The organism is uncultured Caulobacter sp., from assembly GCF_937900395.1.
GTDB lineage: Bacteria > Pseudomonadota > Alphaproteobacteria > Caulobacterales > Caulobacteraceae > Caulobacter.
This window is the reverse complement of record NZ_CALCDX010000013.1, coordinates 15,192-30,525: the sequence shown is the minus strand read 5'-3', so window position 1 is coordinate 30,525 and position 15,334 is coordinate 15,192. Positions and strand designations below refer to the sequence as shown.

At 60.4% G+C, this 15,334-nt stretch carries 11 protein-coding genes; 6 read left to right on the top strand and 5 right to left on the bottom strand.

Going from position 1 to position 15,334, the window contains the following annotated elements; translation table 11 throughout:
- Positions 1-3: 3 nt before the first annotated feature.
- Genes Q0379_RS00775 through Q0379_RS00765 form a run of 3 tightly spaced genes read right to left on the bottom strand, consistent with a single transcriptional unit; the run spans position 4 to position 3,556 of the window.
- On the bottom strand, positions 4-1,122 hold the full coding sequence (locus Q0379_RS00775; protein WP_299003123.1) for a restriction endonuclease subunit S: 1,119 nt from the start codon (positions 1,120-1,122) through the stop codon (positions 4-6).
- A complete protein-coding gene (locus Q0379_RS00770; protein WP_299003120.1) occupies positions 1,119-2,687 on the bottom strand; it encodes a class I SAM-dependent DNA methyltransferase in 1,569 nt (522 codons plus the stop codon). The genes Q0379_RS00775 and Q0379_RS00770 overlap by 4 nt, the downstream gene beginning before the upstream one ends.
- Positions 2,687-3,556 (bottom strand): WYL domain-containing protein, encoded by an 870-nt coding sequence (locus Q0379_RS00765; RefSeq protein WP_299003118.1) that lies wholly within the window; start codon positions 3,554-3,556, stop codon positions 2,687-2,689. The genes Q0379_RS00770 and Q0379_RS00765 overlap by 1 nt, the downstream gene beginning before the upstream one ends.
- Before the next feature lie 141 nt (positions 3,557-3,697).
- On the opposite strand from Q0379_RS00765, the gene Q0379_RS00760 reads away from it, so the two are divergent.
- The 6 genes from Q0379_RS00760 (at position 3,698) to Q0379_RS00735 (ending at position 13,413) form a co-directional block, all read left to right on the top strand.
- On the top strand, positions 3,698-3,982 hold the full coding sequence (locus Q0379_RS00760; RefSeq protein ID WP_299003115.1) for a DUF3892 domain-containing protein: 285 nt from the start codon (positions 3,698-3,700) through the stop codon (positions 3,980-3,982).
- 71 nt (positions 3,983-4,053) lie between these two features.
- Positions 4,054-5,559 (top strand): DNA recombination protein RmuC, encoded by a 1,506-nt coding sequence (rmuC, locus tag Q0379_RS00755; protein ID WP_299003112.1) that lies wholly within the window; start codon positions 4,054-4,056, stop codon positions 5,557-5,559.
- A gap of 147 nt (positions 5,560-5,706) precedes the next feature.
- Entirely contained in the window at positions 5,707-7,659 is a 1,953-nt protein-coding gene (gene zorA / locus Q0379_RS00750) for an anti-phage ZorAB system protein ZorA (protein ID WP_299003109.1), read from the top strand.
- The gene (locus tag Q0379_RS00745) at positions 7,656-8,408 is read left to right on the top strand and encodes an OmpA family protein (protein ID WP_299003107.1); all 753 of its coding nucleotides are present in this window, start codon (positions 7,656-7,658) and stop codon (positions 8,406-8,408) included. Before zorA ends, Q0379_RS00745 begins: the two co-directional genes overlap by 4 nt.
- A complete protein-coding gene (locus Q0379_RS00740; RefSeq protein ID WP_299003105.1) occupies positions 8,405-9,793 on the top strand; it encodes an EH signature domain-containing protein in 1,389 nt (462 codons plus the stop codon). The genes Q0379_RS00745 and Q0379_RS00740 overlap by 4 nt, the downstream gene beginning before the upstream one ends.
- A 116-nt stretch (positions 9,794-9,909) precedes the next feature.
- Positions 9,910-13,413, top strand: coding sequence for a DEAD/DEAH box helicase (locus tag Q0379_RS00735; RefSeq protein ID WP_299003102.1), 3,504 nt, complete (start codon positions 9,910-9,912; stop codon positions 13,411-13,413).
- A 316-nt stretch (positions 13,414-13,729) separates the two neighbouring features.
- On the opposite strand, the gene Q0379_RS00730 is transcribed toward Q0379_RS00735, so the two are convergent.
- Positions 13,730-14,272 carry a hypothetical protein gene (locus Q0379_RS00730; protein ID WP_299003099.1) on the bottom strand — a complete coding sequence of 181 codons (543 nt, stop codon included), beginning with the start codon at positions 14,270-14,272 and terminating at the stop codon, positions 13,730-13,732.
- 516 nt (positions 14,273-14,788) lie between these two features.
- The gene (locus Q0379_RS00725; protein WP_299003097.1) at positions 14,789-15,247 is read right to left on the bottom strand and encodes a hypothetical protein; all 459 of its coding nucleotides are present in this window, start codon (positions 15,245-15,247) and stop codon (positions 14,789-14,791) included.
- Between the last annotated feature and the right edge of the window lie 87 nt (positions 15,248-15,334).

Genomic DNA, 15,334 nt, shown 5'->3' with positions numbered 1-15,334 from the left:
GGCTCAGAGCTCTCCCCGGAACGCGCGGTGTTGGAGGGAGGCAAAGAGGGCGTCGAGGTGGGCGAGTTGACGATCTCCGGCGCTTCGGTTGAGCTCAACCTCTTTGTAGAAGTCAGCGAAGCTATCTTGCTCTTCCCTAGGGGGCACCAAGACGGGGAATTTCTTTAGGTCACCTAGGTTTATCCCCTGGACGGCGATCCCCCGGGTTCGCTCGGCCATCCATCTCTTGCTGAGTGGATGCTCCATTAGCGCGCGAACAAAAATGGGGTTCGCTCCCACAATAGCTAGACGTGCCGTATCTTGGGTGATGTTGGCGCCATCAGCCTCCGGTGGAACAAGAGCCATCCTGCCGACGTGTCCTCGAATACTTATCAGCACATCCCCAGTTCGCAACGTGGAGCGTCGATATTGATGTGAGATTTCGGGGCTGGTGCGACGCAGTTGATCAGTAAGAACTCGCCCACCTTTTATGTCCACAACTCGCACATAGGGCACGCCATCGAGTAGGTCGGGGCCCGGCTTCAGAATGCCGTAAGTTATTGGCCTGTCGGAATCTATAAGCGATACAAGCTCGACCGAAGGATACAAGCGCTTGGTTCCGACGGGGTCGCCGAACATGGCTTGAAACTTTGCGCTAACCAAGGCCGCCATGCGCGATGAGTGCTCCCGCCGCTTGCGGCGCAGGGCATCGGCTTGGTCGAGGATCGCCGCGATCCGCCGCTGTTCGTCGAGTGGTGGGAGGGGGATGGTGGTTTCCTTCAGGAACTTGAAGTGCCTGGAGTACCCAGCACTTTCAATCGGAACCTGCTGGAGGAAATGAAAAACGTATTTTGGGTCGACGCCGGCCTTTGCCCGCAGGACTTTCGTTCCATCTGCCCCCAGGCCGAAAGGAAAATCGACGTATTTGAAGATACGTGTGTGATCCCCAAAAATGATCAGGGGTAGGGGAGACTGGCAGAGGCGGGATGCATCATTTGTGTAACCCGCGACTAGCGCCTTGCCTTGATCGACTATTGGATAATCGCCACTATCAAGATAGTCGCTCTGTAGCGTCTTGATATTGCCACCAGTCAAATCCTCTAATGCTTCGCTAAAGGCGATCCGCGTGAAGGACCGGCTCACCCCACCATCTCCTCAAGCTTCACCAGCCCCTCGGCGATCTCGGCCTCCAGACGCTTCAGCTCGGCGATGAGCTCCGCCGGACTCTGGTGTTCGACGGCTTCGTGGACGGCTTCCTTGTAGCGGATGATTGAGAGGTCATAGGCCCCGTCACTGGCGATGGCGGCCTTATCGACCACGAAGCTCTGGGCCGTGCGCGGGCGCTCATGTTCCGCGCCGTTGCGCTCCACCCAGCGGGCCAGGACGTCGGGCAGGTTGTTCTTGTCGTGCTCGGCCTCGGTCAGCGGGGTCTTGGGCGCGACGCCCAGCTTGTCGTCCGGCAGCAGGGGCTGGCGCTTGTCGTCCAGCGACCACCCGTCAGCCTTCATGTCGTAGAACCAGACCTTGTCGGTACCGCCGACGCCCGTCTTGGTGAAGATCAGGATGGCGGTCGAAACCCCGGCATAGGGCCGGAACACGCCCGACGGCAGCGAGATCACCGCGTCCAGCTTGTGGTCCTCGACAAGCATCCGGCGCAGTTCCTTGTGGGCCTTTGACGAGCCGAACAGCACCCCGTCTGGCACGATGACCGCCGCGCGTCCGCCGGTCTTCAGCAGGCGCAAGAACAGCGCCAGGAATAGAAGCTCGGTCTTGCGGGTCTTGACCACGCGCTGCAGGTCGACGGCGGTCTGCTCGTAGTCCAGCGATCCCGCGAACGGCGGGTTGGCGAGGATCAGGTCGTACTTTTCCTTCTCGCCGGCGATATCCTCGGACAGGGCGTCGCGCGCCTCGATCACCGGGTTGTCGACCCCGTGCAGGATCATGTTCATCGAGCCGATCCGCAGCATGGTCGGGTCGAAGTCGAAGCCGTGGAACGCCTTGGCTTGGAAGTGCTCGCGCAGATCCTTGTCGCGGAAGATTTCCGGGTGATGAGCGCGTAGATACTCGCCCGCCCCGACCAGGAAGCCGCAGGTGCCGGCGGCGGGGTCGCAGATGACTTCCTTGGGTTTGGGCTGCATCAGGGCCACCATCAGGTTGATGATGTGGCGCGGCGTGCGGAACTGACCGTTCTGACCAGCGCTGGCGATCTTGCCCAGCATGTACTCATAGACGTCGCCCTTGGTGTCGCGATTGTCCATCGGCACCCGGTCGAGCTTGTCGACGACTTTCGCCAGAAGGGCTGGCGTCGGGATGGCGAACCGCGCATCCTTCATGTGCTGGGACACGGCACTTTCGGCGGCGACCTTCTCGCGGATGAAGGGGAAGACGTGCTCGTCCACGATCCGGAACATTTCCCGGGCTTCGAAGGTCTTGAACCGCGACCAGCGCAGGTTCTCGTACAGCTCGCCACCAAGCTCCAGGAGTTCCTTGTTGCCGCGCCCGTCACGCCCCTCGGGGAAGATTCGGCGCGCCAGTGGCTGCTTCAGCGTCTGAGCCTTGTGCTCTTCGACAGCCTGCAGCTCGTCCAGGCGGCGAATGAACAGCAGATAGGTCAGCTGCTCCATGACGCTCAGCGGGTTGGAAACCCCGCCCGACCAGAAGTCATTCCAGATCCCGTCGATCTGGTTCCGGATGTCGCCGACCAGCATTAAACGCTCCCCCGCACTAAACCCTTGGCGCTGGCCAGCGCCATCTCGAAAGCCTCGCGATTGGCGACGATCACCGGCGTTTCCGACGGCAAGTCGTGGTCCAAATCGAGGCGCAACCTCTTCTTCAGGTAGTAAAGCAGAGCTTTGCGCACGGAAAGCTCCACCGAACCCATTGGCATGTCGTACTCCCAGGCCACCGCTTCCTGCTGGCTGGCTGACAGCGCTGGGTTGGGCGCGAGCTTGACGCCGAAGGTGTCGCTCCAATCCTGATCGGCTGAAGGGCCGGCGCCGGCTGGACCTTTGGCGCGAAGACCGCGCCAGCGGGACAGGACGAAGTCCTTAAACACGCCGTCGATGTGACAGAAGCCGCGCACGTGCCACCGCAGGCCGTCCGACCCGAAGGCGTGCGGCGTGATCCTTCGCCATTCCGCGTCGGGGCGCAGCGGGCTCATCGACTGATACCAGACCTCGACCGAGGCGCCCTCGCGTATGACCGCCAGCAGGTCTCTCAGGAGCTGAGGGTCCACCCGGCGGGCGGGCGCCGGCATGGCTTGGGCGTCAGGCGCGACGCCAATCCATGTCTCGTCCAGGCTTATGACGCCCTCGGCCTTGGCCCTTAGTTGGGACAGGTAACGATCGGCGCTCAAGGCCAGGTAACGCGGGGCGAACTCCGGCGTCGCGACGTAGCGCTTGGCGCTAGCGTCGTAGACTAGGTTCGTGGGGGCCAGCTCGCGATATTGGCTCAGGTCGTTCGATGCCTGGGGCGTGGAGACCCCGAAACGGTCTGTGATGTCCGACCGATTGACGCCCCCCTCCCAGAAGGCGCGGAACTCAATGAATTCAAGGCGCTGCTCCGCGCCCCATCGCATTTTTGCCCCGTCGCTCGGATTGGTCATAGCGGTCCGATCAGAATAGTAACTTGACGGGTATAAAAACCCGACCCATAAAAATACTATTCCCATCGGCGCCGCCGGTCAATTCCGGACCGCCTTCACAGCGAGATCACTCCAATGGCCGACCTCCAAGTTACCTGCATCACCAAGTTCCAGCGCCAAAATACGCACGAGGCGATCACTCACCTCGGCGGACCGGGCAGCGGCGCTATCCCTGCGTGGTATTCGACGCGCCAGCAGGTCATCGACCTCATCAATGGCGGCGTTCACACGTTCTACACCCGCGTCAACGGTGTCCGTGCGAACGTTGAGGTGCGCGGCTATCGGCCCAATCAATACCTTCAAACTCGCGCTGACGGGGACTGGAACAACAATCTCCTGGCTCTGCCGGACTGCGCCTAAGCCGTCCGCCGCGAGGTGAACCCGCCTCGCGGCGGCCCCTAGCGATTTGCATTGAATGGAGACTGTTCCCCATGCTCGCTCTGTCCATCACCACCGCAATCGCGGCGGTTCTGGCTTGCGCCTTTGCGCTCGTGTCGCTGTTGAAGCGCTCCACGCGCGCACAGATGGATCCGGAGACCACCGCCAAGCTGATCGCTTTGGAGGCGGCGCTGAAGGACATTCAGCGCGCCGCCCGCGAGGATAATCAGGCGCTGCGCGATGAACTGCGTAACAGCCTCTTGGGTCACCAGCAGGCCCTCGAAGCGCGTCTGGCGTCGTTCGGCCAGGCGCAGAGCGAACAGCTCGCGGCCATGCGAACTGAAGCCTCCGATGGTCGCGCCAAGCTGGAAGAGGCGCTTAAGATCAGCACCGACGCCTTTGCCAACACACAGACGACGCGGCTGGGTGAAACGAACCAGGCGATGAAGGAGCTGGCCGAGCGCTTGCAGAAGGATCAGCAGACGGCGCGCGAGCAGCAGAAGCAGGGGCTAGATGCGGTCGCGCAGAAGATCCAGGCGCTGACGGAGGCGAACGACAAGAAGCAGGACGCGATCCGCGAGGCGCTGACGACCAATCTCGACCAGCTGCGGAAGGATAACGAGGCCAAGCTGGAGCAGATGCGCGTGACCGTGGACGAGAAGCTCCAGGGCACGCTGGAGACGCGTCTAGGCGAGTCCTTCAAGCTGGTCAGCGATCGTCTGGATCTGGTCCACAAGGGGCTTGGCGAGATGCAAAACCTCGCGACCGGCGTGGGCGATCTGAAGCGCGTCCTGACCAATGTGAAGTCGCGCGGCGGTTGGGGCGAAATGCAGCTGAGCGCGCTACTCGGCGATATGCTGACGCCGGATCAGTTCGAAGCCAACGTCCACATTCTGCCTGGTTCCAACGAGGTGGTGGAGTTCGCAGTTCGCCTGCCGGGGAAATTCGACGATACGCCGGTCTATCTGCCGATCGACGCCAAGTTCCCGCATGAGGATTACGACCGCCTGCTGACCGCTCAGGACAGCGGTATTCCCGAGGAAGTCGAGAAAGCGGCCATGGCGCTTGAACGCACCGTGCGTGCGCAAGCCAAGCTGATCTCTGAAAAGTACATTCACCCGCCGCACTCGACGGACTTCGCGTTCATGTACCTGCCAACCGAGGGTCTCTATGCCGAGGTGATCCGGCGCCCCGGGCTTTGCGCCGACTTGCAGTCCAAGCATCGGGTGATGGTGACAGGTCCGACGACGCTCACGGCGGTGCTCAATAGCCTGCAAATGGGCTTCCGCACCCTCGCGATCGAGAAGCGCTCCAGCGAGGTCTGGCAGGTCCTTTCGGCGGCGAAAGCCGAGTTCAGCAAGTACGGCGGGGTGTGGGACAAGCTCAGCAAGCAGCTTGAGACCGCCCAGAAGACCGTCGCCGAAGCGGGCCGCCGCACCAGGGCGGTGCAACGGAAATTGCGGGATGTGGAGACGGTCGAGTTGCCGGCTGGAGTCGATGTCCTTTCCGCGCTTCCCGACATCGATGCCCCCGATGATGAGGAGGGGGAGGCGGCGTAAGAGCGCGGCCAAAACCCAAAAGCATGGCGGGTGAGTTGCGGCGCGCTCGTTTGCCGGTTGAGGCGAGGCGCTGCATTTGCTCTTTTGATCTGGTGGAGTGTGGGGGCGCTCTGCGCATTGGCGCGCGCGGCCTCCGGGGAGGCGGACATGGATCTCGTACTAAATTTTATCCTTGAGCAGCTGGAACGCATTTACGGCAAGCCTTGGATCGCATTTTGCTTTTTCATCTTGATGTTCGCCATCGCTGGCGTGATCGAGGTCCGTAAACGTCGTCAGGTGGCGCCGTATCTAAAGGCCGCTCAAGCTCGGGTTAAGGCGCTGAGAGCTGCTCTAGGCGAGGCTCCCGAGGCCGTGGCTGAGCGTGAAGCCTTCAGTCGTAATTACTTCGACGTTGCGGCAGCGCTTAACGATGCGAGCGTCGGATCTGGCCCCCTCGTGCAGGCGTGGCGGGAGTTTCACGAGTCCATTATCGACGAGAATGCGTCGCCCATCCGCAACACGAACCGTCCTAGCGCCTACTTTCATCGTGCGGCCCCACGCCTGACGGATCTTGCGTTCGCCTCGAACGTGTTCGTTGCAGCTGGTCTGATCCTGACCTTCGTTGGCCTTGTGGTCGCGCTCCACACCGCCGCAGCAAACCTCAATGACCCGCAGAAGGCCAAGGAGGCGCTTACGCTTCTCCTCACTGTGGCCTCGGCGAAGTTTCTTACCTCCATCGGGGGGATCGGCGCCTCTCTGCGCCTGCGGATTGTCGAGCATCGCCTGGCTCGCAGGATCTATCGAGAGACTGAGCATATCTGCGAGCTTCTTGAGCGCGGTCTTCTGTACGTCCCGCCTCAGCGCCTGGCTGTGGAACAGCTGGAGGAGATGAAAGAGCAAACCGCTCAGCTGAAGTTCTTCAACCAGGACGTCGCGTTCCAGTTGGCCGACCGGATCAATGCCGGCGTAACTCAAGCTTTCGCTCCCATGGCTTCGTCCCTGACGGCGCTGAATGAGAACATGACCGCTGTCACGCAGGGCATCGGATCAGAGGCGGCGAAGGCGATCAAGGACGTCAGCGGGCAGCAGCTCCAAGGTCTCAGCGATACCCTTGCGGGCCTGACACAGAAGCTCGACGCTCTAACGGCTTCCGTCGGTCAATCTGGCGATCATGCCGCGCAGCAGATTCGCGCTGCGGGCGCTGACTTTGCTCAGGCCGCAGCTGATATCCGCGAAGCCTTCGATCGCCTTGTCGCCAATGTCGACGGTATGGGCGCGAAGCTCGCGGAGCAGGGCGAAAACGTGGCTCGCAATCAGGAGCAGACACTAGCGCGCGTTCTTGAGGGCTTGGAATCCGCTCAAGCGCGCTCCGCTGAATCCATCGCTGAAGCCGTGAGGGCGCTTCAAGAGGCAAGCGCCCAGGCAGCTGGTTCCATTCAGCAAGAGGTCGGCAAAGCGCTTGCGGACGGTGTCGCCGAGAGCCAGAGGACCTTTGGCATGGCGCTCGACGCTGCTGGAACACCCATCAAGGAGGCTGCGGCTGAGCTGACGCGCGCTGTTGGTGACGCGGCGACGAACGTTCAGAAGGCGTCGGAGAGCTTCTCGCGGAGCAGTGACAGCGCGGTCCGAACCGCAGAAGCCATGGAGGGGGTCACCGGGCAGGCCAAGTTCGCGGCCAACGCCATCAGCGACTCTATCAAGGGCTTTGCCACGGCGGCGGCGCCCGTCGCTCAAGCAGCGCAGGCAGTTAACGACGCCGCGAGCGGCATCGCCCGCGCGATCGAGGCGAACCGCTCTTCCAACGAAAGTGTCGTGAAGGGCCTGACGGAACTGATGGCGGGCATCCGTGAGACCCAAGAAGCAGCTGAGACAGCGTGGCGCGACTATCGCGCTCGTTTCGAAGGTGTGGACAAGGCGCTCGCACAGACGGCGGAAAAGCTCGGGCAAACGCTCGGCGACAGCTTCGACGAGTTCAGGCGCTTTGCTCAGTCCTTCGATTCAGAAATGTCAGCCGCTGTCCAAAGGTTCTCTGCGGGCCTGACAGCGATCGAAGAGTACGCCGGCTCGCTCGATGAGTTCGTCGATGACAATAAAAAGCAGCGCTTTGAGGCTGCCGAATGATCGCTGAAGAAAACTTCGAACACGCAGTAGAGGAAGAGAACTACTTCGTGTCCATGACGGACATGATGGTAGGAACCATTTTCATTTTTATCATCCTGCTTATGTACTTTGTGCTCCAATTTAGCACGACGATATCCCGCTTTCAGGACGTCAATGAGGCGAGGGCGAAGATCGCCGTTCAGCTAAAGGAGGAGTTGGAACGGCGCGGCGTCGCGGTGACGATCGAGGAGAACAGCAGTGTCCTGCGTCTAAAGGACAATGTTCTGTTCGATAGCGGTCAGTCAGATGTGAAGGTTGAGGGGCGAGGGAAGGTTGTGTCACTCGCCGAAAGCCTTCGCGCCGTTCTACCTTGCTACACAGATCAGGCCCCAGGCGCTGGGGGGAACGCGAAGATCTCATGCGAGAAGAGCCCGCATCGTATCGAGTCGCTTTTCATCGAGGGCCACACGGATACGGACCGGTTTAGCGGACTCGGCATGGTCGACAATCTCGACCTATCCGCAAAACGCGCCGCCAATGTGTTCAGGCGCTTGCGTGAAGCCGATGGCGGCCTAGCTGCTGTCTGCACCAATCGCGAAGGCGGGCGTTGCGTGCCTGTACTGAGTGTCAGCGGATACGGCGCTGACCGGCCAGTCGATGGCGACGTCATGGCAAAGGATCGAAATCGGCGGATCGATCTACGGATCGTCATGCACACGCCTCCCACGGACGAGTACAAGCGCGTCGAGGCCAAGGTGAGCGGCGAATGAGCCATTTAGCCGAACTCCTTGCTGCCCCCGATCTGCTCCTGCGGCGCGCCAAGTCAAAGGCGCCCGAGCCTCTGAAGCTCCGGAGAGCTGTCGCCGCCTTGCAGCAGTCGGCTACTGCCGAACGCTCCGAGGCGAGTATCGCGGAGATCCAAGAGCGGATCGCGTGGGCTGCGGAGCAAGGTATGTCGCTCCTATCTCGCCGCGATCTTCGGGAAGGCTGTCGCTCATTTCTGTACCCGCCACACCCTCCGGGTCGGTCTCCCGAAATCGGCGATAAACTTGTTGCGGAAGTGGTCACCCTGCAGCGACGCGCGGCTTACCTCGCGCTGATTGACGCCTACCTGGATTGCTTCGCGTACGATGACTCGGACATCGTGCGTCTCGCTCAAGCCCTCGCCAAAAGCGCGAAGACCTGGCCGTGGCGACCGACCGACCCATGGCCGCATAGGCTCAAGGCTTTCAACCTTTTTGATCCGGTCGAGGCTCCGTCTCGGATCGCGGCGGCGATACTCAAATCAAAGGACCCCGTGCGCGGTATCCTTATAGGCGCGGGATTAGATTCGGATGGCCGGCGGCTTGGTGGGCTCGTCGAAACGGCTTTCAAGGCGGCCTGTCAGATCGTTTCAGAGATGTCTTCAGGCGTAGCGCCATCCCCGCAAGACCGGTTGATTTCCTGGGCCACCGACAGCGGTAAGCCGCTCGATTTCCCTAAGGCTTGGCCCGCCTATGCAGGCGCGCTGTTCAAGCCTTGGGTCGGCAAAGAGCCAGCCGATGATCACCGTGCAAAATTGATTGAGTCGGCGTTGGGCTACGCCGGGGATCCCCGAGTGAACGAGGCGCGGTGGCGCCCTGTTCGGGATGAGTACGGCGATGCTTATGACGTCATTGTACGATGGCTGACCAAGGCGTCGGTTGAGCAGTTTTTCGATATCGTCAGCGAAACGATGACCGACCGCCCCGATATGTGGGAACAACGCCGTCGCTTTTGGACGCGCTACCTAAAAGCAGACAAGATCTCGGCTGCTTGGGTGGCGTTTGGTAGTGACGGTGCGTCTAGGGCAACTCGCATCGCTCGTAGCTCTGGCGACCGAGGGCTGACGATGTTCGGTCGCCTCTCTTCGGGGGGCGGGCGCACTGCCCAGCATGCATCTCTTATTATGCGGATCGGTGATCTAGTAGTGGCCGAGTGGAGCCACAACGGCAGATGCTACTTTTGGCATTACAGCGATAAGCGTGCCCCGAAGCTCTTTCGGAATAACGAGCAAGGTCGGGCGGACTACGATCCTTCAGAACTGATGGGCGCGCCGTTCGACGCTACTCATAGCATAGGCTGGGAGAGACGGATCGCGACCATCCTCCGAGATGAGGCGGGAGTCCGACTATGAGGGGGCTATTCCAGAGGAAGACCGATAAGGCGACAAAGGCCGCGACATTTGTATTCTCTCCCTCGGCGGAGGGGGGAAGGCTCGAACTGCGAAGCCCAAAGGGACTAGTTGCTCCCGTGGCTTGGCTTGAGGCGCGCCCCGAGGCGCGCCTTGGTATTGAGCATCTACAGATCGCCTCCGAGGATGGCGCAGGCTGTATCGCCCAAGACGATGGCTATCAGGTTTCAGCCGCTTTTCTGGCTGGGTTGGAGGCGCACGTCGCCGCTGACCTTGATATTCCAGCGCCAACGAACCTTGGATTGGATTTGAAATCCATTGGTAGGCTGGACCAGGACGATTTCTGCCTGAAATCACAGTGGGTTCGCCCCGGAGGGCAGCCTGTTCGGGCTGAACTTGTCGGGGCTATCCTGAAGACGCCCGACGGGCAGCGGCGTTTGCCTGAGCCGCTGTGGTCAATCTTTCATGCAGCTCAGGCCCTCTCGAAGCCTCTTGAGAAGTCTGAGCGCTTCCGGGCTGTGGCCAAACTTCGTGAGAAGTGGCCGGATGGCGCTCATGCGTCTGTTGAAAGCGACGCCTTCCTGAAGGATCTCCGAGTCTACTACGCGTCGAGTCTATCATTGCGACTTCGATCGCTGACGCCGGATCACACAGAATTCGATCCCGTCCTGTTCGGGGGAAAGGCCGCGAGGGACGCCGAAGCCGAAGGCCGGCCTGTCGACGAGGAAATCGATAGTGTCCTTACTCCCGCTGCGCAGAAGATCTTCTCGGAAGATCGCTTCAGGCGTGAGGGGGAGGCCCGCGCGGTCTATCCGCTTCGTGAGGGCGAATATGTCTTCATCGATCCCGCTCTTAGGCCGGTGTTGAACGTCGTTCGGCGACTTCAGGATGGCTCGGAGGCTGATCGTCGCGAATTCATCCTCAACCCTCGACGCATCCTTCAGGAGCGGATAGGGGAAACAAATCCTATTTCCGAGCGTCTCGACGAGCTTTTCATCGAGACAGACCAGTTCTCCAGCCGCGTGGCGGGCGTCGACGTTTGGCGCGCGCCAGTCCTCCCTTGGCTCACGCCTCTCGGTAAAAACCAGTGGCTTCCAGAGAGGTTTGGCATCCGCGTCGGAGACGACTACTTCGGCATCAAGTCGGAGAACCTGAAATCGGTTGTTGAAGCGGTCAGCGCCGCCGCGAGCTCAGGCGCGCCGCTCGTGGACCTCGAAGGCTTGCTCGATCCAGTAGATGGCGGACCACCGCCGCCGAATAGCTTGGCGACCAGCGACACTTTAATCGGTGCTGTGAAGAGCCTCGAGCCTCTGGTTCAAGCGACTAACGACGCCGACGGAATGGCCGAAGCTGAGCCGCAATCGTTCAATAGCTGGGCCGGAGACAAGCTCTTCCTTATCGTTCGGGAGAACTTCGAGGAAGTCGAATATGCGTCTATCGACGCGGCGGGTGAGGCCGAGCATGTCGAGTACGCACCAGTAACCGCTCCGAAGCGTCTAAGAACCACGCTTAAGCCACACCAAGTCCAGGGTCTGGGATGGCTAGCAAACTGCGCTAGGACAGGCCGTCCAGGCGCGCTCTTGGCCGATGATATGGGCCTTGGAAAGACGCTCCAGGCCATTGCTTTCATGGCATGGCTTCAAGAGGAGGCCGAGGCAGGGCGCCGGCCAAAAACGCCTTTCCTGATCGTCGCGCCTACGGGGTTGCTCGGGACATGGCGTCAGGAGATCCTTCACCATCTTGAGAAGAACCATCTCGGCCCGATGGTGTTGGCCTTCGGCTCGGACCTGAAAACGCTGCGCGATGAGGGCGGGTTTAGCGGGCGGGACATCGAGACCGGACGCGCCTCACTCAAAGCTGAAAACTGGCTGGACGCGGGCGTGGTGCTCACGACCTATGAGACGATGCGCGACTATCATTTCAGCTTCGCGCGCACCCGCTTCGGCTTGGTCGTCTACGACGAGATTCAAAAGCTCAAAAACCCCACCAGCCAGATGACCCGGGCGGCGAAGGCCCTAAATGCGGCCTTCACTCTCGGCATGACCGGCACGCCTGTGGAGAATCGGCTCCAGGACCTCTGGTCGATCATGGATGTCATCTCGCCCGGCCTGTTAGGCGCCAGCCGCGATTTCGAGCGCAGATACGCGCCGGACGATGTCAAAGCGCTCGCCGGCCTAAAGAGGCTGCTGACTGGCTCTGAGAGCGGAAGACCGGCCTATATGCTGCGTCGAATGAAGAGTGACGCGCTTGAAGGGCTACCTACGAAGCACGTCCACCGCCTTCCCGTCGATATGCCGAAAGCGCAGGCGGAGAAGTATCAGCAGATCGTGTTCAGGGCAGCGGCTTCCGCGTCTTCGGGAGGGGCGGGCAAGGGAAAAATGCTCGCAACGCTCGCGGCTTTGCGTGGCGTTTCACTACACCCTGTCGATCCAAGAGAGGCCCCCGCAGACCTCGATCTGTATGTGCAGGACTCCGCCCGGCTTTCGCACACGTTGCGTATTCTGGAAGAGGTTGCGGCGAACCGCGAGAAGGCGCTGGTCTTCGTGGAAGATCTAGCCATGCAGGAGCGCTTAGCGGGCTATATACAGCGCCGCTTCAAGCTTCCCAGTCTCCCGATGCGGATCAATGGGACGGTGCCAGGGCCTAGACGACAGGCGATGGTCACAGCGTTTCAGCAGAACCGCGAACGCTTCGATGTGATGATCCTGTCTCCGAAAGCGGGCGGCGTCGGGCTGACGCTGACTTCCGCCAACCACGTCATTCATTTGTCGCGGTGGTGGAATCCTGCGGTCGAAGATCAAGCGACCGACCGGGTGTTTCGCATAGGCCAGGGGCGCGACGTCCACGTTTATCTGCCGCTCTCGGTCCACCCGGATCCAACTATCCGGGATGCAAGTTTCGATCTCAGGTTGGACGCGCTGATCGATCGTAAGAGGCGGCTGACCCAGGATCTCTTTTTGCCGCCAGACCCCGAGGACGCCGAACTCACGGACTTGTTCCGGGAGGTGTCTTTGGCGGCGGACGTCGAAGCTCTCTCGGACGCCGCCGAGGGGGCGACGGAAACTCCGAAGGAGGCCGCTCCTGCGCCCGTTCCCGATAGGAACGAGCGTAAGACGCTCACCCTGAAGAATGAGATCGTAAAGACGGGAATAAGGAGGTTCCGAAGCGAGTCGGGCCAGGAGCGCCCTATCCGCGAAATTCTGTCGCCCTTCGTCGGAAGGGAAATTGCCCACGTAACTATCCGGGATCCTTACGCTATCGCTCATGTAAATTCGCGGCGAGCTCAGGTGCGGTTCCTGAGCGAGCTAAACGGTGTTGCAAAAGGGATCAGTGCTGCGACCATCGAATATGCCCCCGACATTGATGGGTTCGATGATGCTCTTTGCAGGCGGAGCTTTGGGGAGATATTCGCAGAACAACTCGGCAGTGGTCCTAAGCTCTCGCTCCAGCGGAGAAGGCGTAGGGCGACCGAAATGGACTTTCATGACCGCCGCATCGAACTCGATGTTGTTCATGCTGGCGGTTCAATAATGCGCCATGAGATTGATATCGGGCGAGGTCTTGAGGCGCTCTTCGATATCTCGAAGCAGTGCACTGTAACCTATGTGCCTCCTGTGATTTGAGTTGCCCAAGCTTGGGGCGCTTCTCTTAACTTTTGGCAGGCGCTTCGCGAGGGCCGGCGAAGTGGCCTTGGTTTGGGTGGCTTCTTCGAAGCCGACCTTCCCAAGTCCACGTCTTGGCCCATAGTGGGCTGGATGTGTTGGTTAGCCAGGTAACTTGTACGCTCTCTGTGGCTATTAGTTATTGAAATTATTCCATAACTTTAAATCGGCCCCTGCTGAGAGGCCGATTGAATGGTGTGTGGTTAAGCCGATCCCGCCTCTCCAAGGCGGTATGGGTGAGCGCGGGCTCGGCTAGACGTTGTCGATGGGCTGGGCGTTAGCCGATGAAGATCGGCTCTTTGGTGGTGGTGAACGCGTCGCGCTTTGTGGCGTAACGCAGCCATCCTCGTGCAGCGCCAGTGTGGGCTGCGGTGTTCGTCAAGTCGTAGGTCCGGTTGTTCGGCCCCAGAGGGTTGTGAAGGTCGGACCAATATCGGTCGAGGAAGTCCCGGCAAAAGTGCTCTTCAGCTGCACTGCGAAGGCCGATCAGCCCGTGGAAGTGGCGGATGCGCGCGTCGCTTTTCGTATCGACTTGCCCTTCCTCGAAACCGACTAGACGCGGCTTGTCCCTCTTGATGTTTCTGTACTCGCAAGACCTTGGGACGCCGCGCGGGCCATAGGCGAGGGCGGCGGACAGGCGCCTCAGCTTCGTCAGGGTCGTGGAGAACTGATGATGGGGGCAGTTTGGGGTGAGAGTGATGGCGAAGCAGCTGCCGTCTTCGGCCACCCAGTCACATATCGCCTCGATGGTCGCCTGTTTGTGGGCGCCATTGATCGTCTGGAGCGCCGGGATGTTCCCGCGCCCGATAGCTTTTTGCATGTTTAGAGATATCGCGTGTCCGCCATAGACGGGCGGAGTTCGTTACGGTCGCTGGTGCCGGGCTGGTGCTCGGTGAGAACAGCAGTTGTTTACGGACACTATTGTAGCGCGCCTGTCATGGAGCGCGAGGCCGTCCGGCTACTATGATCTACTACGCGGTTTCGCGTGTTGCTGGCGCTGTTGCGAAATTGGGTAGCGAAAAAAGACGAGGCGCCGGCGCCAGGCTATGCAAAGGCTGAAACACCCTAGCGCCCTTATAGGGCATGGTTCGCCGTCAAACTCGGCCAGCCATCCTGCTTCGGTAAGGCTGGGGAGTTGGGTTAGGACCAGCTAATTGGATGCGACTGGCGTTCTAAATGCGAAGAAACTACGAAAAAGATAGGAAGAAAATTGGAAGTTTTTCGGTAGTTATGGGGGTTCTTTCTGGAAGCAAGCTGCTTCATGTCGCAGTATAAGAAGTAAGAGAAATTCGGCCCTCTTGATGAGGGAATGCCCCTCTGAGCATGAAGGAGTTTTCTAGGACTTCGAGTGTCGCGCGAGGTTCACGACTATGGTGCTCGAATATCTCTCCGATACATCGTCCAGGCCCATATCGCCTAATCTGGCGGGTGGCTTGACGAACCGGCCCCTGGAGACTTCTAGCCAAAGCTCAGATCTGTCTCCTATGGCTAACCTGCTTCCCTCGCAGATGTCTCCGGCGACCGCCCTGGCGCACCACGCCGGGTCGATCCCGGAAGCGAGTTCAGCTGCTCCCTGAAGTGAACCTCCCATGGCTTCCGCTATGCGCACTGCGATCTGGGCCAGCAAGACCTGCTCTGGCGCCCAGCGTCGCTCGCGACCACCGCCTGGAATGGCGACGTACATTGGCAGGATGAATTTGGTCGCCACCATCTTCTTCAGGCTCGGGACCGAGGGAATCCCGGTGGCTACTAGGAGCTGCTCATCGGTTAGGAGCTCGACGTCTGGAGAAGTCATAAAAGACCCTTGCCAAATCCGATCGGATAATTCATTTATCCGATCGTCGCCGCTTAGCACCCAGGGCGATGGTCATGCAACCAAGGA